This window comes from Psychromonas sp. SA13A (assembly GCF_011378715.1).
Taxonomy (GTDB): Bacteria; Pseudomonadota; Gammaproteobacteria; order Enterobacterales; family Psychromonadaceae; genus Psychromonas.
On the sequence record NZ_WTKU01000020.1, the window covers coordinates 56,511 to 81,642 of the forward strand.

The window sequence follows — 25,132 nt, forward strand, 5'->3', positions numbered from 1 at the left end:
CTTCCATGATCACACACCTTCAATATTTCATTTCATAAGAGCTATATAATAACTTCCTGTATTTTATGGCTCTTAATGCTAATTTTTCTTCTTTTAAAGGTAACTTATGCGATGCCCCTCGCGAATTCGATGGGGCTTATTGTATTTGCCTTGCTCAAAAATAAAGCATCTTTATACTGAAGATCGTATGTAATATAAGCAAGTGACCATGAAATACTTAATATTTACAACATCATGCTCACCTTTTTACCATTTTTAAAGTCACTGTGAATTGTTAATCTTTATGCCCTGAGGGTATTTATTGACTCCTTCAGGAAAGCATTTTTATTATTTTTATGGCTGTTTTAAAGCATAGAAATAATGCTGGAGGTGGTTAATGAAAGAAAGACTCGCGATTATTGAAGGTTGGCGTAGCCCATTCTGCAAAGCCGGCACTGAATTCAAAGGCATGCAGGCAGATCAATTAGGGGCGGTTGTTGTCCGCGAGGTGATGGCCAATTCTGTATTAGATTATGCCGATATAGATGAAGTGATCATGGGCAACGTTGCTCAACCAGGTCATGCGGCGAATATTGCCCGAGTCATCGCATTACAGGGTGGGTTTCCTGTTTCTACTAGTGCTTATACCGTCAATCGCAATTGTGCCTCAGGCATGGAATCTATGACTACCGCTGCCAATAAAATATTGGCTGGAGAAATTGACAGCGCATTGGTTGGTGGCAGTGAATCTATGTCTAGCGTTCCACTTCTTTATAGCCCTGAAATGACCAAGTTCATGATGCAGATGATGTTTGCTAAAACACCGCTTGCAAAACTCAAACTCTTATCTCAATTTCGTTTATCTTTTTTGAAGCCTGTGATTGGTATTGAACAAGGTCTAACCGATCCTGTTTGTGGCTTAAATATGGGGCAAACGGCAGAGGTGCTTGCTAAAGAGTTCGCGATTACGCGTGAACAACAAGATCAATTTGCTTTAAATAGCCATCAACAAGCGATAAAAGCGCAACAAGCGGGCAAATTCGCTGATGAAATTATCAGCGTTGCAATTGCGCCTAAGTATCAACATATACAACATTTAGATAATGGCCCTCGTGATAATCAAACCCTTGCTGCTTTGGCTAAGTTACGCCCTTATTTCGACCGCCTAGCTGGTAGTGTTACGGTTGGGAATGCCTGCCCTATTACCGATGGTGCAGTTGCTTTTACTGTGATGGCTGAATCGAAGGCAAAAGCAATGGGATTAACACCGTTAGGTTATTTAGCTGATTATAGCTATGCCGGATTAGCTGGAAATAGAATGGGCTTAGGCCCTGCCTATGCAACAGCTAAATTATTAGATAAATCAGGTTTGGCACTGTCTGATTTTGATTTGGTTGAATTAAATGAAGCATTTGCGGCTCAAGTGATTGCCAATCAATGTGCCTTTGAGAGTAAAGAATTTGCTCAGCAATACTTACAAAGAGCGCATGCATTGGGTGAGTTAGACCCGAACAAGTTAAACGTTAATGGCGGCGCTATTGCCTTAGGGCACCCAGTAGGCGCGACGGGAGGGCGTTTGATTTTAACACTACTACATGAACTTAGACGCCAAGGATTACAGCGTGGTTTAGCAACCTTATGTATTGGCGGCGGGCAAGGTGCTGCATTAGCGCTGGAGGTGGAGTAATGAAACACATTCACGTACAAAAAAATGATTGGTTAATTCGCGTTACTTTTGATTTACAAGATCAAAAGATTAATAAGCTCTCATCTGATGTGATGCAAGAGCTAGATTCTTTGCTAGAAGACATTAAATCCTCACCACAGCAAATTGTTAGCTTTGAAAGTGCTAAAAAGAATATTTTTATCGCAGGAGCGGATATTCAAGAGCTACAAAAAATTGATAGCCCTGAAATGGCTAAGGAAAAAGCACATTTAGGACAAGAAATTTTTAATCGGCTCGATGCCTTACCACAAACAACGATTGCAATTATCGATGGTGCCTGTGCTGGTGGTGGTTGTGAGTTAGCTTTAGCCTGTGATTTTCGTTTAGCCTCAGATAACCCGAAAACTAAAATAGGCTTACCTGAAGTTAAATTAGGCATTATTCCAGGTTGGGGAGGCACGCAACGTTTACCTCGTTTGATAGGGTTACCCGAAGCTCTGGCAATTATACTACCGGGTAAGTTAGTTAGTGCAGAAAAGGCGTATCGTATAAAACTTGTTGATCAAGTGTTTTCATCTGCGCAATTTAATGTGCAAGTTGAACAGTTCTTAGAAAACCTCAAACAGAAATCCTTTCAAGCAAGCCTATTAAAAAGAAGGCAACCTAAAAGTGCCTTACAAAAAGTAACTACCTTTGCGATGCAGACGCATCCTGCTCGCTTATTGATCCTGAAGAAAGCGCAACAGAATGTAATGAAAACAAGCAAAGGATTTTATCCTGCACCACTCGCAGTACTTGATGTGTACCGTAACAATTGTAGTTTTGAAGAAGGTTTAAAACGAGAATTAGCCGCTTTTTCAGATTTAGCATCAACAGTTATCTGTAAACATCTTATCGGTTTATTTTTTCTCAATGAACAAGTTAAAAAAGAGCAATCTGAGAGTTATCCTCAAGATGTAGAATTACCTACTTCAGGTGCGGTGATCGGTGCTGGCGTGATGGGAGGGGGCATCGCTTGGTTAATGAGTTATAAAGGGTTATCGGTTCGCGTTAAAGATATTAACTGGGCATCTATTGAACTGGGTTATCAGCAAGCTGCCAGCTATTTTAGTCAGTTACAAAAGCAGCGCCGCATTAAGCAAGGTGCGATTGACTATGCAATGAATCGGATTGGTGGATCGTTACAGTTTACCGGCTTTAATCGGGCACAAGTTGCCATTGAAGCTGTTGTTGAAGTGATGTCGGTTAAAAAACAGGTCTTACAAGAGGCTGAGGCTGAGCTACCTGAAGATAGTTTGCTTTGTTCTAATACTTCGGCGCTATCGATCACTGAGATGGCTTCGGTGTTAACTCGCCCTGAGCAGTTTTGTGGTATGCACTTTTTTAACCCAGTTAATCGAATGCCGTTAGTAGAAATTGTGAAAGGCCAGCAAACCAGTGAGCAAACCATTGCCAAAGCGATTGCTATTAGTAAGGCGTGGGGGAAAGTACCGATAGTGGTTGGCGATTGTCCGGGGTTTCTGGTTAATCGTATTTTATTACCTTACTTAAATGAAGCCGCTTATTTATTACAAGAAGGTGCAGATATTGAAAAGGTGGATTTGGCGATTAATAGTTTTGGTATGCCGATGGGCCCCTTCCAATTAGCCGATGAAGTGGGCATTGACGTTGGTTATAAAGTCGCTGCAATTTTACAAGCCGGTTTTGGTGAGCGGATGACGGTTGCCCCTGTACTGGAACATATACACGATAAGTTGAAATTATCGGGTAAAAAGGGGGGGCGAGGTTTTTATCATTATAAAAATAAACAGGTAGAGGTTAATGAATTATTGTATCAAGCAGGTTGTGTTGCTGACAGTAAAGACTTTAGCGATCAAGATATAATTGACCGTTTGATGCTGGTGATGGTCAATGAAGCCGCTCGATGCCTTGATGAGGATATCGTTACTAATGCGGGGCAATTAGATCTGGCCATGATAATGGGAACTGGCTTTCCAGCATGGCGAGGCGGTTTATGTCGTTGGGCAGATAGCATTGGTTGTGACGAAGTGGTGAAACGCTTACAGAAATTACACCAACAAGTAGGGAACCGTTACGAAGTTGCTCCTTATCTGTTGAAATGTGTCGAACAGGGGCATGGTTTCTATCATTAAGTTTATTTAATGTTGGAATATATTATAAGTTTAAGTAGAGAAACGATTGCACTTATTACTTGAATTGATGAGTAAATGATATTGGCTGTTATCCTTTGATTATCAATAGTTTAGTGTCTATTTCTGGAGTGAGTTAGTTGGATGAAGAGCTAACAATTCATTGTAAGCGATAAAATTGTTCCACTATTTGATTGGCTGGATATAAGTAGTTAGTTAAGGAGCTATTATGAGTTTTCCTGAAGATAAAAAAGTAGTGATCGATACCTCCAAGATGAGCGATGAAAAAGCCTCATCGTTAAACCTTACCGAAGCGGCACGTGATTCTGTGTGGCAGCATCCTAGTTTTGCGAAATCCTTATTTATGGGGGAGTTTAAGTCTGATGCTATTTTCCCTTTCCCAACTCAAACTGCAGAAGATAAATCAGTTGGTGATCAATTAGTGGAAAAAGTAGGCATAGTGTTAGCCGATACTTTAGATGCAGATTTGGTTGATGAAACGCGTACGATCCCCACTGAAGCGATGCAAGCTCTCGCTGCAATAGGGGTGTTTTCTATGAAAATCCCTAAACAGTACGGTGGTTTAGGTTTATCTCAAGTTAACTATAATCGTGTACTTATGGCTATCGCCAGTCATTGTGGCTCTACCGCTGTGCTCGTTTCAGCCCACCAAAGTATCGGTGTGCCACAACCGATTAAACTATTTGGAACAGAAGAACAAAAACAACGCTTTTTACCGCTCTTTAAAGACGGTGCTATTTCTGCATTTGCATTAACTGAGCCTAGTGTAGGCTCTGACCCTGCACAAATGGAAACAACTGCTACCTTAAATGCTGCTGGAACACATTATCTTATTAACGGTGAAAAACTGTGGTGTACCAATGGATTGATTGCAGATTATTTGGTTGTGATGGCCTGCACTGCACCTAAAATAGTTGATGGAAAAGAGGTTAAACAAATCTCTGCTTTTATCGTAAAAGGAAAAAGTTCAGGGATCACTATAAAACATCGTTGTGATTTCATGGGTATCCGCGGTATTCAAAATGGTTTAATTGAATTTAAAAACGTCGAAGTAGCTGTGGAAGATAGAATTTTACAAGAGGGGCAAGGGCTAAAAATAGCATTAGCAACCCTAAACACAGGACGTTTAACGATTCCCGCCGCGAGTACTGGTATGGCCAAGCAGTGTTTAAATATGACTCGTCGTTGGGGAGGGAAACGCGTGCAATGGGGCTCGCCTATTGCAAAGCATGAGAAGGGTTCAAATCGTATTGCCTATATCGCTGCGACTACTTTTGCGATGGAAGGCGTTACTTGGATAACCAGTTTTATGGCTGACAAGGGCGATGTGGATATTCGAATGGAAGCTGCAATGGCGAAGCTATTTTGCAGTGAAATGGCATGGAGTGTGATGGACGAAACGGTACAAATGTTTGGTGGTCGAGGTTATGAAAAAGCCAGTTCATTAAAGGCCCGTGGAGAATTACCTTTCCCAGTAGAGCGCATGTTACGTGATTGTCGTATTAATCGTATTATTGAAGGCACCACTGATGTTATGGAGTTGTTTTTAAGTCGCGAAGCGTTAGATACGCACTTATCTTTGGCTTCTGACCTGATTAAACCTGGCGCTGATTTCACTACTAAGCGTGATGCTGCTTTTAAGTTGTTTAAAGAATACGCCTCTTGGTATCCATCACAAATTATTAATAAGGAGTTTATTACACAATTTACTCTCAGCGGCACTTTAGCTGAACATGTTAATTATTGCCAACGTACTTCACACCGTTTAGCGCGGGTTTTGTTTGAACAGATGTTGTTGCATCGTGAAAAGCTTGAATTGCGCCAAGAAACACTAGGACACTTAATGACCATTGGTTGTGAATTATTTGCAATGGCTGTGACTTGCTCCTATGCAAAAAACCAAGTTGCACTCGGCCATGAAAATGCGACAGCATTAGCAGATCACCATTGTGTACTAGCAACGGAAAGAGTAGAAGCGCATTTTAAAGCACTATCTACTCCACAGCGTAGTACCGCTAAAGCGATTGCTGAAGATATTTTGAGTGAACAGTATCAATGGTTGGAAGCAGGTATTTACCCTATTGCTGAGGGGGAATAATTGCTATGCGCGACCGTCCTACATTCGAAAAACCTAGTTCTTCTTTTTTGTTGTCAGGATGGTTGATCCAAATTATTGAAAAATTTACCAAGTCTTCTGTTTCTGCAGAGGGGGTTGAGTATCTAAGTAACAATCCCACTTTGTTTGTTGTTAATCACTTTACGCGCATGGAAACGGCCTTACTTCCACAGGCGTTATATAAATTTAACGGTCAAATGGTGCACTCGCTGGCTGACAGTTCGTTATTTGTAGGTAAGTTTGGCAGTATTTTAGAGTCAGTCGGTGCGCTGCCTTTAAATTTACCCGGACGTAATGAAAAGATTATCTCAGAGTTAATGCGTGGCACTTATAATTGGGTTATTTATCCTGAAGGTGCGATGGTTAAAAATAAAAAAGTACTGGATAAAGGCCGTTTGTCGATGCAAATATCCGATGCAACGGCCCGTGCTCCTCATACTGGTGCTGCAATGTTAGCGCTGCAAACCTTTCTTAAAAAAGAGGATTATAAAAAGGCAATTATAGATAATAACGAAACTTTAATTAGTTACTATCAAGAAACCTATAGCTTACATGGTCCATCGGATCTCTCTCCCCTAGATTTACATATTGTGCCGGTTAATATTAGTTATTACCCACTTCGACCGGGTAAAAACTTGTTATCTTCGGGTGCTCAGCTTTTTTTCAAAGATATTCCTGATTTTGTGGAAGAAGAGCTTTTAGTGGAGGGAAACATTATTCTGGAAGAGTGCGATATATCGATCTCCTTTGGCCATGCAATAGATTTACGACGCTTTACTAAACCATATCGACGTTTCTTTGCATTACTTAGTCCCTTTATCTCTCCTGCCAAGCGCATTGACTATTTAATGGGAGCAATGCGCCACCGATTAACTAATGAATTTATGTTGAGGGTGTACAGTAGTCTGACTATTAATATGGATCATTTAGTCGCTACTGCATTACGTTTTGTGCCGGCGCAGGGGATTAAAGAGGCTGACTTCAAAAAAGTTATCTATCTTGCCATTATTAATATTAAAGAGAACAAACAACGTCGTGTTCATCAGAGTTTATCGGAAGGGGTGATCAACCTTGTATCTGGTGAACGTTATGGACCCTATGAGTTAATCATTAAATTAGTGTTGAACGAACAAGCCGCGACTATCGAAAATGGCCAAATCATGGTCAATCATGAAAAATTCGAGATGCCTTACTCTTTTCATCGTATGCGTATCGAAAGCACAGTCAGTGTTCTTGCTAATGAATTTGAAGTCATGACTAAATATGTGAAACATATAAAGCGACTGATTGCGACATCACCTAAAAAATTATCTTTGCAAGTATCAGCTCAAGTATTGAAAACAGATTGTTGCTTATTTGAAGATGAGCGCATGCGGTCTTTTGACCGTTTGCATACAAAAAGCCGTGATATTGGTAAACCCCAACATTTAGCGGGTAAAGCCAATCAACCTGGAATCATTTTGATCCATGGTTTTTTAGCTTCACCAAAAGAGATGGAAGCCTTGGGTCAAAAGCTTAATGAATTAGGTTATGGGGTTTATTTAGTACGTTTAAGTGGCCATGGAACATTATCCAAAGAGATGCGTAATTGTACGGTGAAAGGTTGGTTAGAATCTGTTAACCGTGGCTATGCTGTTTTATCTCATTATCACCAAAAGGTTGTTGTCGTTGGTTTTTCAGCAGGTGCTTTATTGGCGTTGATTAAAGGCTGTGCAAATGTTGATAATATCGTCGGGGTAGTGGCAATTAATCCAGCATTAGTCTTAAAGCAAAAATCAGTGTTCTTCTCTTCTTTATTAGATAGCTGGAATAATATGCTAAGCAGCTTTTCCATGGAAACAGGCACTATCAAATGGGTAGACAATGAACCTGAATGTTCTGATAGTAATTACGACCGAATATATATTGCAGGATTGAAGCAATTACTCTTATTGCAGGATAGTTGTAGAGAGCATTTAGAACGCGTTATTTTGCCATTATTAGTGATTCAAGGAAGCAACGACCCAACTATTGATGTGGATGGTGCGGAGGAAATAATAGAAAAAGTATTGAGTAATGATAAGCAATTACACAGTATCAATACGGATCATCACGTTATTGTAAGAGGGAAGAGGGCAGAAGAAGTATATAGGCCTCTATTAGACTTTATTAAAAAAGTAACAGAGCCCTATTATTAGTTTAAGTGACGTACTTAGACTTTATAAAAAAGTATGACGTTGCTTGTCTAAATTAAGTACTTTGTTTTTCTCAGTATCAAGTTCAATACCTTCTTCCTGTAACAAAGCTATTTTCTTTTCTGTACCTAATGCATATTTGCCTATCGCACCGTTGCTATTAACGACACGATGGCAGGGCACAACGATGACATCAGGATTATTAGCCATCGCGTTACCGACTGCTTGATAAGCTTTGCCGCCTAGTTGATGTGCAATATCTGCATAAGTGACCACCTTGCCTTTGGGGATTTGACGTAGTAGGTCATAGCATTGTTGGTTAAAAGGTTTATTTGAATCCATTGACCTCTTGCTCCGTTAAAAAACGAGACTCGCCGAGTGCTAGATTATGATCCAACTCTACATTGCCTATTTGTTCTCTGTGTAAGGTTGTTACAAAGTTACCTACTGCAGCAAACATGCGTTTTACTTGATGGTATTTCCCTTCACTGATGGTTAACAATACCTCATGATCTGAAAGTACTTGTAGTTTTGCAGGCAAACAAGGGTTCGTTTCACTTTTTAATTGAATACCTTGTGCAAATAAAGCAACAGCGTCATCACTGATTGGGTCTTGTAGTGTTATGCGGTAACGTTTCTCACATTTTTTACGTGGACTGGTAACTTGGTGCGACCATTGACCATCATCTGTAATTAGAATTAATCCCGTTGTATCAGCATCTAGTCGTCCGGCAATAAATACATTTTGCTTTTTTTCTATATCGATTAGGTTTAATAAACTTGGCATTTGTTCATCAACATTAGAGCTAATATAACCTTGTGGTTTATTAAGCATAATATAGCGGAACCCACGGATTGTGAGCACTTTACCTTTAAGCTCAATAATATCGTTAGCATCTACTTTATAAGAGCCACTGCGTAAGGTACCAGTTTGATTGCTGATCAAGCCTTTACGGATTGCACTTTTTGCTTCGCTACGTGTTAATTCTGTTGATTCACAGATAAATTTATCGAGTCTCATTATGTTATGTATTCTCTTCGTTCGTCGTGGTTTTTGTAAGTAAATCGCAGATACAGTTTTTTAAAAAAGTTTGCGCCTGTTTTTGTCCGCTAAATTGATGTGCTTGGACGATGCTTTGCCAACTGTGATTTTGGATAATCTTTTCAATCACACATCTTTGTTGTTGCTGAGTTAACACCTTTAGCGACGTATTATGTAATAACTCTATTAATAGGTATTCAACATTCTCATAACCGCGATGCGCATTAATATAAGCTGATAATGATTGCTTTATATTCGAAATTGGCCTGGTTACTACTATTTGTGACCACAAAACCGTTACTAATGATGAGTCTAATTGGTTAAGTTGTCGACTAAGTTGTACTTTAACCTGTTTATGGAAGTCAGTCTGTATTTGATGGTGTAATTCTTTACCTTGTTGGCTTAAAGGTAAATTAACCATCAATGAGTGTTGTCCGCTGCTTTTATCTTTGCGCGTGCCAATACGTAATATTTGTAACTGATGCTTTAACCAAAAGCGTAATAAATAATCGCTGCCAGCAAAACTAGCACATAGATGATCAAATGCTTGCGTTGTTGTCCAGTCGACAATCCAGTTTAATAATTGACTACCATAGGATTGTTGTTGCAGAGTTGGTTGTACAGCAATACGCTGTATACGAGCAAACCGTTGAGTTGCAGCAAGTTTAAATCCACTATGAAAAGTCAGTGATTGCGCGATTAGGTGCCCAACAGGCCTACGTTTGCCTTGATAAATTTGTTCGCTAGTGATGTTATCAAGTCCACCTTCGTGTTTGACTAAAGCTACGGCTAATATTGTATTTTGTTGCTGCATTACAATCAGTGTTAAATCTTGATCGTTTAACAATGCCACTAAGTCAGAAGGTTTGGTTTGATAATGGGCATTAACCAACAGCGAAAAAACTTGATTCAATAATGGACCTGGTTGCAGTAATTCTGTCTTTTCGATCACACGGATGAGCGTTTTTTGTTGGGTTTGTAATGTATGCAATGTCGGAGTCGATTCCATCAAACATAAACTATCCAAAGTAAAAGCTTCTACCGGATCACCTTTGGCCCAACGCACAGGTTGTTTAAGCTGGAAAGCTCGATATTGAGGTGAAATAAGTTTTAGTTGTTGTAGGAAGCGTAAGGCAAATCCTCTTCCAGAGCCTTCGTAACCAAATTGCGTTGTTGCAAATACAATACGAGAGTAGTGTTGTGCAAATATAGCTAATAGTTTAATGGGGATAGCGGCAGCTTCATCGATGATCAATAAGTCACATACCGGCTTTTCACTATTTAATGCATCAGGCGCTATAAATTGTAATCGTTGTAAATTATTTGCATCATTAATGGTTAATTTAGCGTGTTTATATAAAGTAGTTACAGCCTGTTTACTCGGAGCACAAACAATAATCCTCATTAAATCTTGATTAAGTAATTGCGCGGCTGCCATGCCAAGTGCTGCAGATTTTCCTCTTCCCCTGTTTGCAGTTAATACTAAAGGACGTCTACGATGTCCTGTAACCGTTTTAATAATTTTTTGAATGGCCAGTTGTTGTTCTTGTATATCTAGATGATGTAATGAGGGTGAGGAAGGTTTGTCAGTAGAAATATTTGGTTGTGCATTTACTATAGGCTGATTTTCTAACAATATTGGAAATTGATATCGCTTAAGCTGCTGCTGCATGTAATGAGAAAAATAGTCTATTTCACTTTGTTGCTGTGGAAGTAATAAAACAATAACCGACCCTGCACAGACAGCGCCTTCAGCAGCCGCAAACATATTGGCATCAAATGTTTTGTGCATATTCAAAATTAATAAGTAAACATCTTGCCCTAACAGTGATTTAGCATCACTGCATGTGATTGATGCAGGGGCTTCTCCGCACCATCGATAGGGGAGGGCACTATGCTCAATAATACTTAGAGCTTGTTGCTGACACCAGAGGTCACTCCCCTGTAAACAACATAATTGTCTGTGCGCAGATTGTTCTGCTATATGTTTACGTTGTTGGTAAAAGTTAATGGCAGCTGACACAGGAGATCCTAATAACAATAAAATGAGTATGAATTATACAATAAGCATAAAATGTAACATAAAAAAGGGGACTTAATACCAGCAAGCATGGCTTTAGCCTTGGATCCAAGAGTAAATAATATCAGGCAGATCCTTTTGAATGTTTTTTAAACAAATAGATAATAACTGCTTGCTTTAGTAAGTAGTTAATGTATTATACGCCCACTTGCCAATATGGCAGGTGGGTTTTTTAACCCCATAGCCAGACTTTAATGTTGGCTATCAAAAATGTCTCCCAATTGGGGAGCTACTAGTTTGAATATACACTTGAGATCTATTTAGAATAGATGGTCAGGTGTATATTTGTATGTTGTATTTTTAACTAGGAGTTTTGGTCCATGCAGAACCAAAGAATCCGTATCCGCCTTAAAGCTTTTGATCATAAACTGATCGATCAATCAACGGCGGAGATCGTTGAAACTGCAAAGCGCACAGGTGCTCAGGTACGTGGTCCTATTCCACTACCTACTCGTAAAGAGCGTTTCACAGTACTGACATCACCGCATGTAAATAAAGATGCACGTGATCAGTATGAGATTCGTACTCACAAGCGCTTGATTGATATCGTAGAACCAACTGAAAAGACTGTTGACGCACTTATGAAGCTAGATTTAGCTGCTGGCGTTGATGTTCAAATCAGTTTGGGTTAGAGAGGAGTTATCGTAATGACAATCGGTCTAGTAGGTCGTAAAGTTGGTATGACTCGCATCTTCACTGAAGATGGTGTCTCTATTCCAGTTACAGTTCTAGAATGTTCACCAAACCGTGTTACTCAAGTTAAATCACTTGATACTGATGGCTACCAAGCTATTCAAGTAACAGCTGGCTCTAAAAAAGCAAGCCGTGTAAACAAACCTGAAGCTGGTCACTTTGCGAAAGCAGGTGTAGAAGCAGGTCGTGGTTTATGGGAATTCCGCCTTGGTCAAGACGAAGGTGCAGATATTCAAGTTGGTGCTGAGCTAAGCGTTGAGTTGTTCAACGAAATAAATAAAGTAGATGTTACTGGTCAATCTAAAGGTAAAGGTTTCCAAGGTGCTGTTAAGCGTTGGAATTTCTCTATGCAAGATGCGACTCACGGTAACTCTATTAGCCACCGTGCCCCAGGTTCAATTGGCCAATGTCAAACACCTGGACGCGTATTTAAAGGCAAGAAAATGGCTGGTCACATGGGTGCTGAGCGTGTTACGACTCAAAACCTTGAAGTTGTACGCGTAGACATTGAACGCAACTTACTGCTCGTTAAAGGTGCAGTAGCTGGTGCGAAAAATGGCAACGTATTCATCAAACCTGCTGTTAAAGCATAGCCGAGGAGTTAGTAATGGAATTGGTATTGAAAGATGCACAAAGTGCTCTTGAAGTTTCTGACACTACCTTTGGACGTGAATACAACGAAGCCCTTGTACATCAGGTAGTCGTTGCATATGCAGCTGGTGCTCGTCAAGGTACTCGCGCTCAGAAAACCCGTAGTGAAGTTCGCGGTGGTGGTAAGAAGCCATGGCGTCAAAAGGGTACTGGCCGCGCACGTGCAGGTACAATCCGCAGCCCAATTTGGGTTGGTGGTGGTGTAACTTTTGCAGCTCGTCCACAGGACCATAGCCAGAAAGTTAACAAAAAAATGTATCGTGGTGCAGTGAGAAGTATTCTTTCTGAGTTAGTTCGTCAGGATCGTCTAATCGTTGTCGAGAAATTTACTGTTGAGGCTCCTAAAACTAAAGAGCTTGCAGCTAAATTAAAAGACCTGGATCTTAAAGATGTATTAATCATCACTGAAGAATTAGATGAAAATCTATTCTTAGCAGCGCGCAACTTGTACAAAGTTGACGTTCGTGATGTGCAAGGCATTGACCCAGTTAGCCTAATCGCGTTTGATAAAGTTTTAGTAACTGCTGATGCAGTGAAAAAGATTGAGGAGAGCCTAGCATGATCAGTGAAGCACGTTTACTGCAAGTTATTCTAGCCCCGCATGTCTCTGAAAAGGGAACTTTATCTGCTGAAAACCATAACACTATGGTATTCAAAGTTGCAGGTACTGCGACTAAAGCAGAAGTCAAAGCGGCAGTTCAGAAGTTATTTGATGTTGAAGTTACTGGTGTTCGCACACTTAACGTGAAGGGTAAAACCAAGCGTTCAGGTCAACGTATGGGTCGCCGTAGCGACTGGAAAAAAGCATACGTTACTCTGGCTGAAGGTGCAGATATCAGTTTCGATGGCGCTGAGTAGAGGAATTATTTTATGGCTATTGTAAAATGTAAGCCTACGTCTCCAGGTCGTCGCCACTTAGTTAAAGTGGTAAATAACGATCTGCATAAAGGCAAGCCATACGCTCCACTTTTAGAGTCAAAATCTAAATCTGGTGGTCGTAATAATGGCGGTCGTATTACGGTTCGACATATCGGTGGTGGTCATAAACAACACTATCGTTTAGTTGATTTTAAACGTAATAAAGATGGTATCCCAGCAAAAGTAGAGCGTTTGGAATATGATCCAAACCGTAGTGCGAATATTGCACTAGTACTTTACGCTGATGGTGAACGTCGCTACATCCTAGCCCCTAAAGGCTTGGTTGCTGGTGATATGATCCAATCTGGTGAAGATGCATCAATCAAAGCAGGTAACTGTTTACCGATGCGTAACATCCCAGTAGGTACAACAGTACACGCTGTAGAAATGAAACCTGCTAAAGGTGCACAAATTGCACGTTCAGCTGGTTCATACAGCCAAATTATAGCTCGTGATGGTGCTTACGTTACTCTACGTTTACGTAGTGGTGAAATGCGTAAAATCCCTGCTGAGTGTCGTGCAACAATCGGTGAAGTTGGTAATGCAGAACATATGCTACGTCAACTAGGTAAAGCTGGTGCTACGCGTTGGCGTGGTGTTCGCCCTACCGTACGTGGTGTTGTAATGAACCCAGTAGATCACCCACATGGTGGTGGTGAAGGTAAGTCATCGGGTGGTCGTCATCCTGTGTCTCCTTGGGGTGTTCCAACTAAGGGTTACAAAACTCGTAAGAACAAGAAAACTGATCAGTATATTGTTCGTCGTCGCAATAAGAAATAAGTAGAGGTATCGCCATGCCACGTTCTCTCAAGAAGGGTCCTTTTATTGACCTACACTTGCTGAAGAAGGTAGAGAAAGCGGTTGACAGTAACGAGAAAAAGCCTATTAAGACTTGGTCTCGTCGCTCTATGATCATTCCTGATATGATTGGTCTAACTATCGCTGTCCATAACGGGCGTCAACACGTGCCAGTATTCGTAACTGATGAAATGATCGGTCACAAACTGGGTGAATTTGCACCAACTCGTACTTACCGTGGCCATGTCGCGGATAAGAAAGCGAAGAAATAGAGGTAATTATGGAAGCTTTAGCTAAACATTTATATGCTCGTTCTTCGGCTCAGAAAGCGCGTTTGGTGGCAGATCAAGTACGTGGTCTTCCAGTTGAAAAAGCACTAGAACTTTTATCATACAGCCCTAAGAAAGCCGCTGTTTTGATTAAAAAAGTTGTAGATTCTGCAATTGCAAACGCCGAGCATAATGAAGGCGCTGATGTTGATGAACTAGTTATCACAAAAATTTGTGTTGACGAAGGTCCAACAATGAAGCGTATCATGCCGCGTGCGAAAGGCCGTGCCGATCGCATCATGAAGCGTTCTTGCCATATCACAGTAGTGGTATCAGACAGGGGTTAAACAATGGGACAGAAAGTTCATCCTAACGGTATTCGCCTAGGTATCACTAAAGCATTTAGCTCTACTTGGTATGCAGGCAAAAAAGATTTTGCAGATAACTTATACAGTGATTTTCAAATCCGTAAATTCTTAACAGAGAAATTGAAAAATGCTTCTTTGTCTAAAATTACTATTGAACGTCCAGCGAAAAGCGTACGTGTGACTATTCACACAGCTCGTCCTGGTGTTGTAATTGGTAAAAAAGGCGAAGATGTTGAATTGCTACGCACAGCTATTGCTAAAATGGCGGGCGTTCCAGCTCAAATCAATATCTCAGAAGTTCGTAAACCTGAACTTGACGCAAAACTAGTAGCAGATTCAATCTCTTCTCAGTTAGAGCGTCGTGTTATGTTCCGTCGTGCTATGAAGCGTGCGGTACAAAATGCTATGCGCCTAGGCGCTAAAGGTATCAAAGTTCAAGTTAGTGGTCGTCTTGGTGGTGCAGAAATCGCTCGTGACGAATGGTATCGTGAAGGTCGTGTACCTCTACATACTCTTCGTGCCGATATTGATTACTCAACATCAGAAGCATTGACTGTTTACGGTATCATTGGTGTTAAGGTTTGGATCTTTAAAGGCGAAATTCTTGGTGGTTTACCACTTCAACAAGAAGAAGCGCCAGCTAAACCAAAACGCAAAGGTCGCGGTAAGTAGGAGAAATACGCTATGATGCAACCAAAACGTATGAAGTTCCGTAAAATGATGAAAGGTCGCAACCGTGGTCTTTCTAAAGGTGCGGAAGTCAGCTTTGGCGAATTTGGACTAAAAGCAACTGGTCGTGGTCGAATTACTGCTCGTCAAATCGAAGCAGCACGTCGTGCAATGACTCGTCATGTTAAACGTCAAGGTAAAATCTGGATCCGTGTGTTCCCTGATAAGCCGATTACCAGCAAACCGTTAGAAGTGCGCCAAGGTAAAGGTAAGGGTAACGTGGAATATTGGGTTGCTCAAACTCAACCAGGTAAAGTTCTTTATGAAATGGAAGGTGTTCCAGAAGCATTAGCTCGTGAAGCGTTTGCTCTTGCAGCAGCTAAATTGCCAGTGGCAACAACTTTCGTAACTCGTAAGGTGATGTAATGAAAGCTAACGAACTTAAAGAAAAAAGCGTTGAAGAGCTTAATGCTGAACTTCTAAACTTATTACGTGAGCAATTTAACTTACGTATGCAGTTAAACACAGGTCAGTTAGAAAAGCCGCACTCAATCAAACAAGTGCGTCGTGACATTGCCCGTGTTAAGACAGTATTAAATCAGAAGGCAGGTGCGTAATGAGCGAAAAAAACACTCGTACTCTTCAAGGTAAAGTAATCAGTGCGAAGATGGATAAATCTATCGTTGTAGCTGTTGAACGTAAAGTGAAGCATCCGTTATACGGTAAATTCATGAAGCGTACTACAAAGCTACATGCACATGATGAAACAAACCAATGTAATGAAGGTGATATTGTACTAGTAAGTGAATGTCGTCCTCTATCTAAGACTAAGTCTTGGACATTGGCACAAATCGTAACCAAAGCATAACCTACTGTTTTCAGTAAGTTAAATTTGATTACATAAGCGAAACGGTGCTCAATTTTTGAGTGCCGTTTTTTTAGACTATCTTTCTAATAAAGTTGGTGGTATGATGCCGCTCCCTGAAAATATGGGAACACGACTCATTAGAGAGTATCAATAGTAAATAGCGGAGCACTATAATGATCCAAATGCAAAGTGTGCTAGATGTCGCCGACAATAGTGGCGCTCGACGCGTAATGTGTATTAAGGTCCTTGGTGGCTCGCATCGCCGTTATGCAGCAATCGGTGACATCATCAAAGTTTCTGTGAAGGAAGCAATTCCTCGTGGAAAAATTAAAAAAGGTGATGTTCATTCAGCTGTGGTAGTGCGTACCAGAAAAGGTGTACGTCGTCCCGATGGTTCTGTTATTCGTTTTGATCGCAACGCTGCGGTTATCTTGAATGCAAACAACCAGCCAGTCGGTACACGTATCTTTGGCCCTGTAACCCGTGAGCTTCGAAATGAAAATTTCATGAAGATAGTTTCACTGGCGCCAGAAGTACTGTAAGGAACCGAAAATGGCAGCAAAAATAAAACGTGACGATGAAGTAATTGTTATTGCCGGTAAAGATAAAGGTAAAACTGGGAAAGTTTCTCAAGTTTTAGCTAACGGTAAAATAATTATTGAAGGTGTAAATGTTCAAAAGAAACACCAAAAGCCAAACCCACAAGCGGGTGTAGCTGGCGGTATCATTGAACAAAATGCACCGATCGAAGTATCAAATGTTGCGATCTACAACTCGGCAACGAGTAAAGCAGATCGTGTTGGTTTTAGACTAGAAGACGGACAAAAAGTACGTTTCTTCAAATCTAATAATGAACTTGTGAAGTAACTGGAGTTTACGATGGCGAAACTGCATGATTTCTATAAAGACAACGTGGTGTCTGATTTGCAAAAGCAATTCGACTATACGTCTGTCATGCAAGTCCCTCGAATAGAGAAAATCACCCTTAATATGGGTGTTGGTGAAGCACTGGCTGATAAAAAAGTCCTAGAGCACGCTGCGTCAGATATGGCAGCAATCTCAGGTCAAAAGCCAATGATCACTAAAGCACGCCGCTCTGTGGCAGGCTTCAAAATTCGTGAAGGCTACCCGATTGGTTGTAAAGTAACACTACGTGGTGCACGTATGTGGGATTTCTTTGAGCGTTTGGTAACAATCGCTATCCCACGTGTACGTGATTTCCGTGGCCTGAATGCTAAGTCATTCGATGGTCGTGGTAACTACTCTATGGGTGTTCGTGAGCAAATCATTTTCCCTGAAATCGATTACGATAAAGTTGATAAAGTACGTGGTTTAGATATCACAATTACTACTTCAGCTAAGTCTGACGAAGAAGCACGCGCACTTTTGTCTGCGTTCAACTTCCCATTCCGTAAGTAAGGAGTTAGAAAATGGCTAAACAATCAATGAAAGCGCGTGAAGTAAAACGTGAGAAGTTAGTTGCTAAGTTCGCTGAAAAGCGTGCAGCATTAAAAGCAACAATTAACAGTGTAAATACATCTGACGAAGATCGTTGGAATGCAGTGTTAGAACTTCAATCGCTACCTCGTGATTCAAGTTCAGTACGTCAACGTAATCGTTGTAACGTTACTGGTCGTCCACATGGTTATCTTCGTAAATTTGGCATGAGCCGTATTAAGGTTCGTGAGCATATGATGCGCGGAGAAATCCCTGGCCTGAAAAAAGCCAGCTGGTAATCAATTAATCACGGAGTAAATAGTTATGAGCATGCAAGATCCTATTTCGGATATGCTAACGCGTATTCGTAACGGTCAAGCAGCAAGCAAAGTATCTGTTAAGATGCCTTCTTCTAAGCAAAAAGTTGCAATTGCAGCTGTGCTTAAAGCAGAAGGTTATGTTTCAGATTTCGCTGTTGCTGGTGACACAAAGCCTGAATTAGAAGTTACTTTAAAGTACTTCGAAGGCAAAAAAGTAATCGATACTATCAAACGAGTAAGCCGCCCAGGTCTTCGTATCTATAAAGGTGCAAATGATCTTCCTAAGGTTATGGCTGGTTTAGGTATTGCGATCGTTTCAACTTCTCAAGGTGTTATGACTGACCGAGCTGCGCGTAATGCAAGCATCGGCGGTGAGATCATCTGTTACGTATCTTAAGGAGTAATCTATGTCTCGTATAGCTAAGGCACCGATTACTGTTTCTGCTGGCGTAGAAGTAAAAGTAAATGGTCAAGAGATCACTGTTAAAAGTGGTAAAAGCGAATTAGTTCGTACTCTTAATGATGCTGTTATTGTTAATTTTGAAGATGGCGTATTAACTTTCGCACCTGTTGAAGGTGTTAAAGACGCATGGGCACAAGCAGGTACTGCACGTGCTAACGTTAACAATATGGTTGTAGGTGTAACTGAAGGCTTCAAGAAGACTCTTCTTCTTCAAGGTGTTGGTTACCGTGCACAAGTTAAAGGTCAAGATGTAAACCTAACTTTAGGTTTCTCTCATCCTGTTGTATATGCGTTACCTGAAGGTATTTCTGCTACGGCTCCAAGCCAAACAGAAATTATTATTGAAGGTTCTGACAAGCAACAAGTTGGCCAAGTAGCTGCAGAGATTCGTGCATTCCGTCCACCAGAACCTTATAAAGGTAAAGGTGTTCGTTACGCTGATGAAAACGTGCGTCGTAAAGAAGCGAAGAAAAAGTAAGGTAAGACACTATGGATAAGAAAGCATCTCGTCTTCGTCGTGCTACCCGCACACGTAAGAAATTGCAAGATCTTGGTGCAACTCGTCTTGTGATAAACCGTACACCTCGCCATACTTACGCGCAGGTAATTACAGCAGACGCACAAGTCGTAGCAAGCGCTTCTACATTAGAAAAAGAAGTAATTGCACTAGTTAAGAACGGTGGTAATAAAGAAGCAGCTCAACTAATTGGAAAATTAGTTGCAGAGCGTGCGGTAGAGAAAGGAATTTCTAAAATTTCTTTTGACCGTAGCGGTTTCCAATACCACGGTCGTGTTGCAGCACTAGCTGACGCAGCTCGTGAAGCTGGTCTACAGTTCTAAGGGTAAAGATTATGTCAAAAGTAGAATCTCAAACCGGTGATCTGAACGAAAAGCTAATCGCAGTAAACCGTGTTTCAAAAGTAGTTAAAGGTGGTCGCATCTTTAGCTTCACAGCACTAACAGTTGTTGGTGATGGTAATGGTCGTGTTGGTTTCGGCTATGGTAAGGCACGTGAAGTTCCAGCAGCTATTCAAAAAGCTATGGAAAAAGCACGTCGCAATATCAGCGAAATCCAATTAAAAGGTAACACTCTGCAGCATCCTGTTAAGGGCCGTCATTCTGGTTCTAAGGTATATATGCAACCAGCATCGGAAGGTACTGGTATCATCGCAGGTGGTGCAATGCGTGCCGTGTTAGAAGTTGTTGGTGTACAGAACGTACTATCAAAAGCTTACGGCTCAACTAACCCAATTAACGTTGTCCGCGCTACGATGGATGCACTAGAGAGCATGAACTCTCCTGAGCAAATCGCAGCTAAGCGTGGCTTAAACGTTAGTGATATTCTGGGGTAATTCAGCATGGCTACTAAAACGATTAAAGTAACTCAAACCAAAAGTGCAATTGGCCGTTTACCAAAGCACCGTGCAACATTAACAGGTCTAGGCCTGCGTCGCATCGGTCACACAGTAGAGTTGCAAGATACTCCTGCTGTACGTGGTATGGTTAATAAAGTTTACTATATGGTTAAGGTTGAGGGGTAATAATGAAACTTAATACTCTATCTCCAGCAGCTGGTTCTAAACCAGTACGTAAACGTGTCGGTCGTGGTATCGGTTCTGGACTAGGTAAGACAGGTGGCCGCGGTCACAAAGGTCAAAAATCTCGTTCAGGCGGTACTGTACGTCCTGGTTTTGAAGGCGGTCAAATGCCATTAAAACAACGTTTACCAAAATTTGGTTTCACATCTCGTAAATCTCTAGTTAGCGGTGAAGTTCGTTTGAACGAAATTGCTAAAGTAGAAGGCGATATTGTGACACTAGAAACGTTGAAGCAGGCAGGTCTACTAACAAACACTACTAAGTTTGCTAAAGTAGTTCTATCTGGTGAAATCTCTCGCTCAGTAACAGTACAAGGCCTTCGTGTAACGAAAGGTGCTCGTGCTGCAATTGAAGCGGCAGGCGGAAAAATCGAGGAATAATAGGTAATGGCTAAGAAACCAGGATTAGATTCAAAAGCGGCACAAGGAAGCAATTTAAGTGAACTTAAAACTCGTTTACTATTTGTTTTAGGCGCTATATTAGTGTTCCGTGCGGGCTCTTTTGTTCCAATTCCTGGTATTGACGCCGCTGTCCTAGCTGATTTATTCCAACAGCAAAAGGGTACCATCATAGAAATGTTTAACATGTTCTCTGGTGGTGCGCTTGAGCGTGCTTCTATCTTTGCATTGGGTATTATGCCGTATATTTCTGCGTCTATTATTATCCAACTGCTTACGGTAGTTCATCCTCCTTTAGCTGAGCTAAAGAAAGAGGGTGAGTCTGGTCGTCGTAAGATTAACCAGTACACACGTTACGGTACTTTGGTATTAGGTACGTTCCAAGCAATTGGTATTGCAACCGGTTTGCCAACGATGATGCCCGGACTTGTTGAAAATGCAGGTCTGAGCTTTTACATCACGGCAGTTGTTAGTTTAGTGACTGGAACTATGTTCCTTATGTGGCTAGGTGAGCAAATAACTGAGCGCGGTATTGGTAATGGTATTTCTATCATTATCTTTGTAGGTATTATTGCTGGGTTGCCATCGGCAATCGGGCAAACTGCTGAGCAAGCACGACAAGGTGAAATTCATCTTCTAGTGTTACTAGCATTAATTGTTATCGTTTTTGCAACTACTGCGTTTGTAGTATTTGTTGAACGTGGTCAGCGACGTATCGTTGTTAACTACGCAAAACGCCAACAAGGCCGTAAGGTTTTTGCTGCTCAAAGCACTCACTTGCCATTAAAATTAAATATGGCTGGTGTAATTCCTGCAATTTTTGCCTCGAGTGTTATCTTATTTCCTGGTACTATTGCCCAGTGGTTTGGTCAGACTGAAGGTTTAAGCTGGTTATCGGATGTTTCTTTGGCGTTACAGCCAGGACAACCGTTGCATATGATGTTATATGCTGCTGCTATTATCTTCTTTTGCTTCTTTTATACTGCACTTACGTTTAACCCACGTGAGACTGCAGATAATTTGAAGAAAAGCGGTGCCTTTATCCCAGGAATCCGTCCAGGAGAACAAACATCACGTTACATTGATAAAGTGATGACGCGTCTAACATTAGCTGGTGCGTTATATATTACCTTTATCTGTTTGATTCCCGAGTTTATGATGGTTGCAATGAATACGCAGTTCTACTTCGGTGGTACTTCGTTATTAATTATTGTTGTTGTTATCATGGACTTTATGGCACAGGTGCAGACTCATTTGATGTCTAATCAATATGATTCTGTCTTGAAAAAAGCTAACTTGAAAGATTACGGTAAATAACCAAGTCTGAAAGTTATAATCACGGAGTGTTGCAATGAAAGTTCGTGCATCCGTTAAAAAAATCTGTCGTAACTGCAAAGTTATCAAACGCCACGGTGTGGTGCGAGTTATCTGCGTAGAGCCAAAGCATAAACAACGCCAAGGCTAATCCACAGAGATTTTGGATATATCAGCAGCTTAGGTGAATTTTTCATCTAAGCTGTGTTTTGTTTGCTAATTTATCATTTGTCGAGTATCCTACCGGGCTTTTCACAAATGAATCGTTAACTTTAAGGAGTGCATAGTGGCCCGTATCGCTGGCATTAACGTTCCTGATCATAAGCATGCAGTTATCGCATTAACTGCTATTTTCGGCATTGGCAAGACTCGTTCACAGATTATCTGTGCAGAGTCAGGCATTGCAGAATCTACTAAGCTTAAAGATCTGGATGAAACACAAATCGAAGCTCTTCGTACAGAAGTAGCTAAATTCGCCGTTGAAGGTGATTTACGTCGTGAAGTATCTATGAGCATCAAGCGTCTAATGGACCTTGGTTGTTACCGTGGACTTCGTCATCGTCGCAGCTTGCCAGTACGTGGTCAGCGTTCTAAAACGAATGCTCGTACCCGTAAAGGTCCGCGTAAAGCAATTAAGAAATAGGGTAAGAGATCATGGCTAAAACACCAACTCGTGCTCGCAAGCGCGTTAAAAAGCAAGTTGCTGATGGTATGGCACATATCCATGCTTCTTTCAACAACACAATCGTAACTATTACAGACCGTCAAGGTAATGCTCTTTCTTGGGCTACTGCAGGTGGTTCTGGTTTCCGTGGTTCTCGTAAATCTACTCCGTTCGCTGCGCAGGTTGCTGCTGAACGTGCTGCTGAAGCAGCAAAAGAGTATGGCCTTAAAAACGTAGAAGTTTTTGTAAATGGACCAGGACCTGGTCGTGAATCTTCGATTCGCGCACTAAACGCGGCGGGTTTCCGTGTAACTAATATTACTGACGTTACACCGATCCCACATAATGGTTGTCGTCCACCAAAGAAACGTCGCGTTTAATCGCAACTTTCTAAGGTAATTGGAGAAAGAACAATGGCAAGATATTTAGGTCCTAAGCTTAAGCTTAGCCGTCGTGAAGGAACTGATTTATTCTTAAAATCAGGTGTCCGCGCGATCGATTCTAAGTGTAAAATCGAAAACGCACCAGGTGTACACGGTGCGCGTAAACCACGTCTATCAGACTACGGTTTACAATTACGTGAAAAGCAAAAAGTACGTCGTATGTACGGTGTATTAGAAAAGCAATTCCGTAACTACTATAAAGAAGCTGCTCGTTTACAGGGCAACACTGGCGAAAACTTACTTCAACTTCTTGAAGGTCGTTTAGACAATGTTGTATACCGTATGGGCTTTGGCGCAACACGTGCTGAATCACGTCAACTAGTTAGCCATAAAGCTATTCTAGTGAACGGTAAAGTTGTAAATATCCCTTCATTTAACGTTAAACCTAGCGATGTTATCGCAATTCGTGAAAAAGCTAAAAAGCAATCACGTATTGGCGCTGCATTAGAAATCGCTGGTCAACGTGAAGCCCTTGCTTGGGTTGAAGTTGATACAACGAAGATGGAAGGCGAGTTTAAACGTCAACCTGAACGTTCAGATTTATCTGCTGAGATTAACGAACAGTTAATCATCGAACTTTACTCTAAGTAAAGTTAACTGTTAAGAGAGGGCACAAATGCAGGGTTCTGTAATTGATTTTCTAAAACCAAGATTAGTTGATATCGAACAAATTTCAACAACTAGAGCAAAAGTGGTTCTTGAGCCGCTTGAACGTGGTTTTGGCCACACTTTAGGTAATGCGCTTCGTCGTATTTTGTTATCGTCTATGCCTGGCACAGCGGTAACAGAAGTCGAGATTGATGGTGTACAACATGAGTACAGCACCAAAGAAGGCGTACAAGAAGATATCCTAGAGATCCTTCTTAACCTTAAAGGTCTAGCTGTTAAACTTGAAGGTAAAAATGAAGTTTTAGTTAGTTTAACTAAATCTGGCGCTGGTCCTGTTACTGCAGGCGACATCATTCATGATGGTGATGTAGAGATAGTCAACCCAGAACATGTGATCTGTAATTTAACGGGCAATGCTGAAATCAGCATGCGTATTAAAATTGAATCAGGTCGCGGTTATGTTCCAGCTTCATCACGTATTCATAGCGAAGAAGATGAGCGTCCAATTGGTCGTCTATTAGTAGATGCGACTTTCAGTCCTGTTGAGCGTATTGCTTACAGTGTTGAATCAGCTCGTGTTGAACAACGTACCGATCTAGACAAACTTGTTATCGATATGGAAACTGATGGTACTTTAGAGCCTGAAGAAGCAATTCGTCGTGCAGCTACAATTTTAGCTGAGCAATTAGACGCATTTGTTGATTTACGCACTACTTACGAAGTACCAGTAGTTGATGCAAAACCTGAGTTTGATCCAATTCTTTTACGCCCAGTAGATGATTTAGAACTAACTGTTCGTTCTGCTAATTGTTTGAAAGCAGAGTCGATTCACTATATCGGTGATCTAGTACAACGTACTGAAGTTGAGCTACTTAAAACACCTAACTTAGGTAAGAAGTCTCTAACTGAAATCAAAGATGTACTTGCTTCACGTGGACTGTCACTAGGTATGCGCCTAGAAAACTGGCCACCAGCAAGTTTAATTGAAGATTAGTCTAAAACCGATTTACGAATAATAAGGATTAGGTTATGCGCCATCGTCAAAGTGGACGTCAACTTAACCGAAACAGCAGCCACCGTCAGGCTATGTTTCGTAATATGGCAATTTCTATTGCTACGCACGAAGTTATTAAAACTACCGTGCCTAAAGCAAAAGAATTGCGTCGTGTAATTGAGCCATTAATTACACTAGCTAAAACGGATAGTGTTGCTAACCGTCGTCTAGCTTTTGCTCGTCTTCGTGATGATGCAGTAGTGGCAAAATTATTTAATGAACTAGGTCCTCGCTACGCGACTCGTCCTGGTGGTTACACTAGTATCATTAAATGTGGTTTCCGTACTGGCGATAAAGCTCCAATGGCTTACATCCAGTTTGTAGACCGTCCAGTTGTAGCGGACGAAGAAGCGTAAGTTTCTTTATAGTT

35 protein-coding genes are annotated in these 25,132 nt (G+C 41.1%); 32 read left to right on the forward strand and 3 right to left on the reverse strand.

What is annotated here, in order from left to right; translation table 11 throughout:
- Window positions 1-376: 376 nt before the first annotated feature.
- From GQR44_RS15470 to GQR44_RS15485, 4 genes are all read left to right on the forward strand, one after another.
- Window positions 377-1,666 (forward strand): thiolase family protein, encoded by a 1,290-nt coding sequence (locus GQR44_RS15470; protein WP_166372628.1) that lies wholly within the window; start codon window positions 377-379, stop codon window positions 1,664-1,666.
- Entirely contained in the window at window positions 1,666-3,798 is a 2,133-nt protein-coding gene (locus tag GQR44_RS15475; protein ID WP_166372629.1) for a 3-hydroxyacyl-CoA dehydrogenase NAD-binding domain-containing protein, read from the forward strand. The genes GQR44_RS15470 and GQR44_RS15475 overlap by 1 nt, the downstream gene beginning before the upstream one ends.
- Before the next feature lie 226 nt (window positions 3,799-4,024).
- Window positions 4,025-5,914, forward strand: a complete 1,890-nt coding sequence (locus GQR44_RS15480) for an acyl-CoA dehydrogenase family protein (protein ID WP_166372630.1) — start codon at window positions 4,025-4,027, stop codon at window positions 5,912-5,914.
- A 5-nt stretch (window positions 5,915-5,919) separates the two neighbouring features.
- On the forward strand, window positions 5,920-8,109 hold the full coding sequence (locus GQR44_RS15485; protein ID WP_166372631.1) for an alpha/beta fold hydrolase: 2,190 nt from the start codon (window positions 5,920-5,922) through the stop codon (window positions 8,107-8,109).
- A gap of 21 nt (window positions 8,110-8,130) precedes the next feature.
- Here GQR44_RS15485 and GQR44_RS15490 read toward each other — a convergent pair whose 3' ends face one another.
- The 3 genes from GQR44_RS15490 to GQR44_RS15500 are packed head-to-tail and all read right to left on the reverse strand — an operon-like array spanning window position 8,131 to window position 11,171.
- A complete protein-coding gene (locus GQR44_RS15490; protein WP_166372632.1) occupies window positions 8,131-8,448 on the reverse strand; it encodes an MGMT family protein in 318 nt (105 codons plus the stop codon).
- Complete coding sequence (locus GQR44_RS15495) at window positions 8,435-9,127, reverse strand: pseudouridine synthase (RefSeq protein WP_166372633.1); 693 nt, start codon at window positions 9,125-9,127, stop codon at window positions 8,435-8,437. Before GQR44_RS15495 ends, GQR44_RS15490 begins: the two co-directional genes overlap by 14 nt.
- Window positions 9,128-9,131: 4 nt before the next feature.
- Window positions 9,132-11,171, reverse strand: a complete 2,040-nt coding sequence (locus GQR44_RS15500) for a GNAT family N-acetyltransferase (RefSeq protein ID WP_166372634.1) — start codon at window positions 11,169-11,171, stop codon at window positions 9,132-9,134.
- Between the two features lie 377 nt (window positions 11,172-11,548).
- Here GQR44_RS15500 and rpsJ point away from each other — a divergent pair, with 377 nt between their 5' ends.
- From rpsJ to rplQ, 28 genes are all read left to right on the forward strand, one after another.
- Window positions 11,549-11,860 carry a 30S ribosomal protein S10 gene (rpsJ, locus tag GQR44_RS15505; RefSeq protein WP_025563085.1) on the forward strand — a complete coding sequence of 104 codons (312 nt, stop codon included), beginning with the start codon at window positions 11,549-11,551 and terminating at the stop codon, window positions 11,858-11,860.
- Between the two features lie 15 nt (window positions 11,861-11,875).
- Window positions 11,876-12,514, forward strand: coding sequence for a 50S ribosomal protein L3 (rplC, locus tag GQR44_RS15510; RefSeq protein WP_166372635.1), 639 nt, complete (start codon window positions 11,876-11,878; stop codon window positions 12,512-12,514).
- Between the two features lie 14 nt (window positions 12,515-12,528).
- Window positions 12,529-13,134 (forward strand): 50S ribosomal protein L4, encoded by a 606-nt coding sequence (gene rplD, locus GQR44_RS15515; protein WP_028869307.1) that lies wholly within the window; start codon window positions 12,529-12,531, stop codon window positions 13,132-13,134.
- On the forward strand, window positions 13,131-13,430 hold the full coding sequence (rplW, locus tag GQR44_RS15520; RefSeq protein ID WP_028869306.1) for a 50S ribosomal protein L23: 300 nt from the start codon (window positions 13,131-13,133) through the stop codon (window positions 13,428-13,430). The genes rplD and rplW overlap by 4 nt, the downstream gene beginning before the upstream one ends.
- Before the next feature lie 12 nt (window positions 13,431-13,442).
- Complete coding sequence (gene rplB / locus GQR44_RS15525) at window positions 13,443-14,270, forward strand: 50S ribosomal protein L2 (RefSeq protein ID WP_025563081.1); 828 nt, start codon at window positions 13,443-13,445, stop codon at window positions 14,268-14,270.
- Between the two features lie 14 nt (window positions 14,271-14,284).
- Entirely contained in the window at window positions 14,285-14,560 is a 276-nt protein-coding gene (rpsS, locus tag GQR44_RS15530; RefSeq protein ID WP_025563080.1) for a 30S ribosomal protein S19, read from the forward strand.
- A gap of 8 nt (window positions 14,561-14,568) precedes the next feature.
- On the forward strand, window positions 14,569-14,904 hold the full coding sequence (gene rplV, locus GQR44_RS15535) for a 50S ribosomal protein L22 (protein ID WP_025563079.1): 336 nt from the start codon (window positions 14,569-14,571) through the stop codon (window positions 14,902-14,904).
- A 3-nt stretch (window positions 14,905-14,907) separates the two neighbouring features.
- Window positions 14,908-15,597 carry a 30S ribosomal protein S3 gene (gene rpsC, locus GQR44_RS15540; RefSeq protein ID WP_025563078.1) on the forward strand — a complete coding sequence of 230 codons (690 nt, stop codon included), beginning with the start codon at window positions 14,908-14,910 and terminating at the stop codon, window positions 15,595-15,597.
- Between the two features lie 12 nt (window positions 15,598-15,609).
- Window positions 15,610-16,020, forward strand: a complete 411-nt coding sequence (rplP, locus tag GQR44_RS15545) for a 50S ribosomal protein L16 (protein ID WP_025563077.1) — start codon at window positions 15,610-15,612, stop codon at window positions 16,018-16,020.
- Entirely contained in the window at window positions 16,020-16,211 is a 192-nt protein-coding gene (gene rpmC, locus GQR44_RS15550; RefSeq protein ID WP_028869303.1) for a 50S ribosomal protein L29, read from the forward strand. The genes rplP and rpmC overlap by 1 nt, the downstream gene beginning before the upstream one ends.
- Entirely contained in the window at window positions 16,211-16,462 is a 252-nt protein-coding gene (rpsQ, locus tag GQR44_RS15555; RefSeq protein WP_028869302.1) for a 30S ribosomal protein S17, read from the forward strand. Before rpmC ends, rpsQ begins: the two co-directional genes overlap by 1 nt.
- 173 nt (window positions 16,463-16,635) lie before the next feature.
- Window positions 16,636-17,004, forward strand: coding sequence for a 50S ribosomal protein L14 (gene rplN, locus GQR44_RS15560; protein WP_025563074.1), 369 nt, complete (start codon window positions 16,636-16,638; stop codon window positions 17,002-17,004).
- A 10-nt stretch (window positions 17,005-17,014) separates the two neighbouring features.
- Window positions 17,015-17,329, forward strand: a complete 315-nt coding sequence (gene rplX, locus GQR44_RS15565) for a 50S ribosomal protein L24 (protein WP_166372636.1) — start codon at window positions 17,015-17,017, stop codon at window positions 17,327-17,329.
- A 12-nt stretch (window positions 17,330-17,341) separates the two neighbouring features.
- Window positions 17,342-17,881, forward strand: a complete 540-nt coding sequence (gene rplE / locus GQR44_RS15570; protein WP_025563072.1) for a 50S ribosomal protein L5 — start codon at window positions 17,342-17,344, stop codon at window positions 17,879-17,881.
- 11 nt (window positions 17,882-17,892) lie between these two features.
- Complete coding sequence (rpsN, locus tag GQR44_RS15575) at window positions 17,893-18,198, forward strand: 30S ribosomal protein S14 (RefSeq protein WP_166372637.1); 306 nt, start codon at window positions 17,893-17,895, stop codon at window positions 18,196-18,198.
- 25 nt (window positions 18,199-18,223) lie between these two features.
- Window positions 18,224-18,616 carry a 30S ribosomal protein S8 gene (gene rpsH / locus GQR44_RS15580; protein ID WP_025563070.1) on the forward strand — a complete coding sequence of 131 codons (393 nt, stop codon included), beginning with the start codon at window positions 18,224-18,226 and terminating at the stop codon, window positions 18,614-18,616.
- 10 nt (window positions 18,617-18,626) lie between these two features.
- Window positions 18,627-19,160, forward strand: coding sequence for a 50S ribosomal protein L6 (rplF, locus tag GQR44_RS15585; RefSeq protein ID WP_166372638.1), 534 nt, complete (start codon window positions 18,627-18,629; stop codon window positions 19,158-19,160).
- An 11-nt stretch (window positions 19,161-19,171) separates the two neighbouring features.
- Window positions 19,172-19,522, forward strand: coding sequence for a 50S ribosomal protein L18 (rplR, locus tag GQR44_RS15590; RefSeq protein ID WP_025563068.1), 351 nt, complete (start codon window positions 19,172-19,174; stop codon window positions 19,520-19,522).
- 11 nt (window positions 19,523-19,533) lie between these two features.
- A complete protein-coding gene (gene rpsE / locus GQR44_RS15595; protein WP_025563067.1) occupies window positions 19,534-20,034 on the forward strand; it encodes a 30S ribosomal protein S5 in 501 nt (166 codons plus the stop codon).
- Window positions 20,035-20,040: 6 nt separating this feature from the next.
- A complete protein-coding gene (rpmD, locus tag GQR44_RS15600) occupies window positions 20,041-20,223 on the forward strand; it encodes a 50S ribosomal protein L30 (protein ID WP_025563066.1) in 183 nt (60 codons plus the stop codon).
- Between the two features lie 2 nt (window positions 20,224-20,225).
- Window positions 20,226-20,660 (forward strand): 50S ribosomal protein L15, encoded by a 435-nt coding sequence (gene rplO, locus GQR44_RS15605; RefSeq protein WP_166372639.1) that lies wholly within the window; start codon window positions 20,226-20,228, stop codon window positions 20,658-20,660.
- Window positions 20,661-20,666: 6 nt separating this feature from the next.
- Window positions 20,667-21,995, forward strand: a complete 1,329-nt coding sequence (gene secY / locus GQR44_RS15610; protein ID WP_028869296.1) for a preprotein translocase subunit SecY — start codon at window positions 20,667-20,669, stop codon at window positions 21,993-21,995.
- Window positions 21,996-22,029: 34 nt separating this feature from the next.
- Window positions 22,030-22,143 carry a 50S ribosomal protein L36 gene (gene rpmJ / locus GQR44_RS15615; protein WP_011770886.1) on the forward strand — a complete coding sequence of 38 codons (114 nt, stop codon included), beginning with the start codon at window positions 22,030-22,032 and terminating at the stop codon, window positions 22,141-22,143.
- Window positions 22,144-22,278: 135 nt separating this feature from the next.
- On the forward strand, window positions 22,279-22,635 hold the full coding sequence (rpsM, locus tag GQR44_RS15620; protein ID WP_028868863.1) for a 30S ribosomal protein S13: 357 nt from the start codon (window positions 22,279-22,281) through the stop codon (window positions 22,633-22,635).
- A gap of 11 nt (window positions 22,636-22,646) precedes the next feature.
- Entirely contained in the window at window positions 22,647-23,036 is a 390-nt protein-coding gene (gene rpsK / locus GQR44_RS15625) for a 30S ribosomal protein S11 (RefSeq protein ID WP_019613697.1), read from the forward strand.
- Window positions 23,037-23,069: 33 nt separating this feature from the next.
- Window positions 23,070-23,690, forward strand: coding sequence for a 30S ribosomal protein S4 (gene rpsD / locus GQR44_RS15630; RefSeq protein ID WP_028869289.1), 621 nt, complete (start codon window positions 23,070-23,072; stop codon window positions 23,688-23,690).
- Between the two features lie 25 nt (window positions 23,691-23,715).
- On the forward strand, window positions 23,716-24,702 hold the full coding sequence (gene rpoA, locus GQR44_RS15635) for a DNA-directed RNA polymerase subunit alpha (protein WP_025565960.1): 987 nt from the start codon (window positions 23,716-23,718) through the stop codon (window positions 24,700-24,702).
- 35 nt (window positions 24,703-24,737) lie between these two features.
- Window positions 24,738-25,118: a 50S ribosomal protein L17 gene (rplQ, locus tag GQR44_RS15640; protein WP_028869287.1), complete on the forward strand. Its 381-nt coding sequence runs from the start codon at window positions 24,738-24,740 to the stop codon at window positions 25,116-25,118.
- Window positions 25,119-25,132 lie beyond the last annotated feature (14 nt).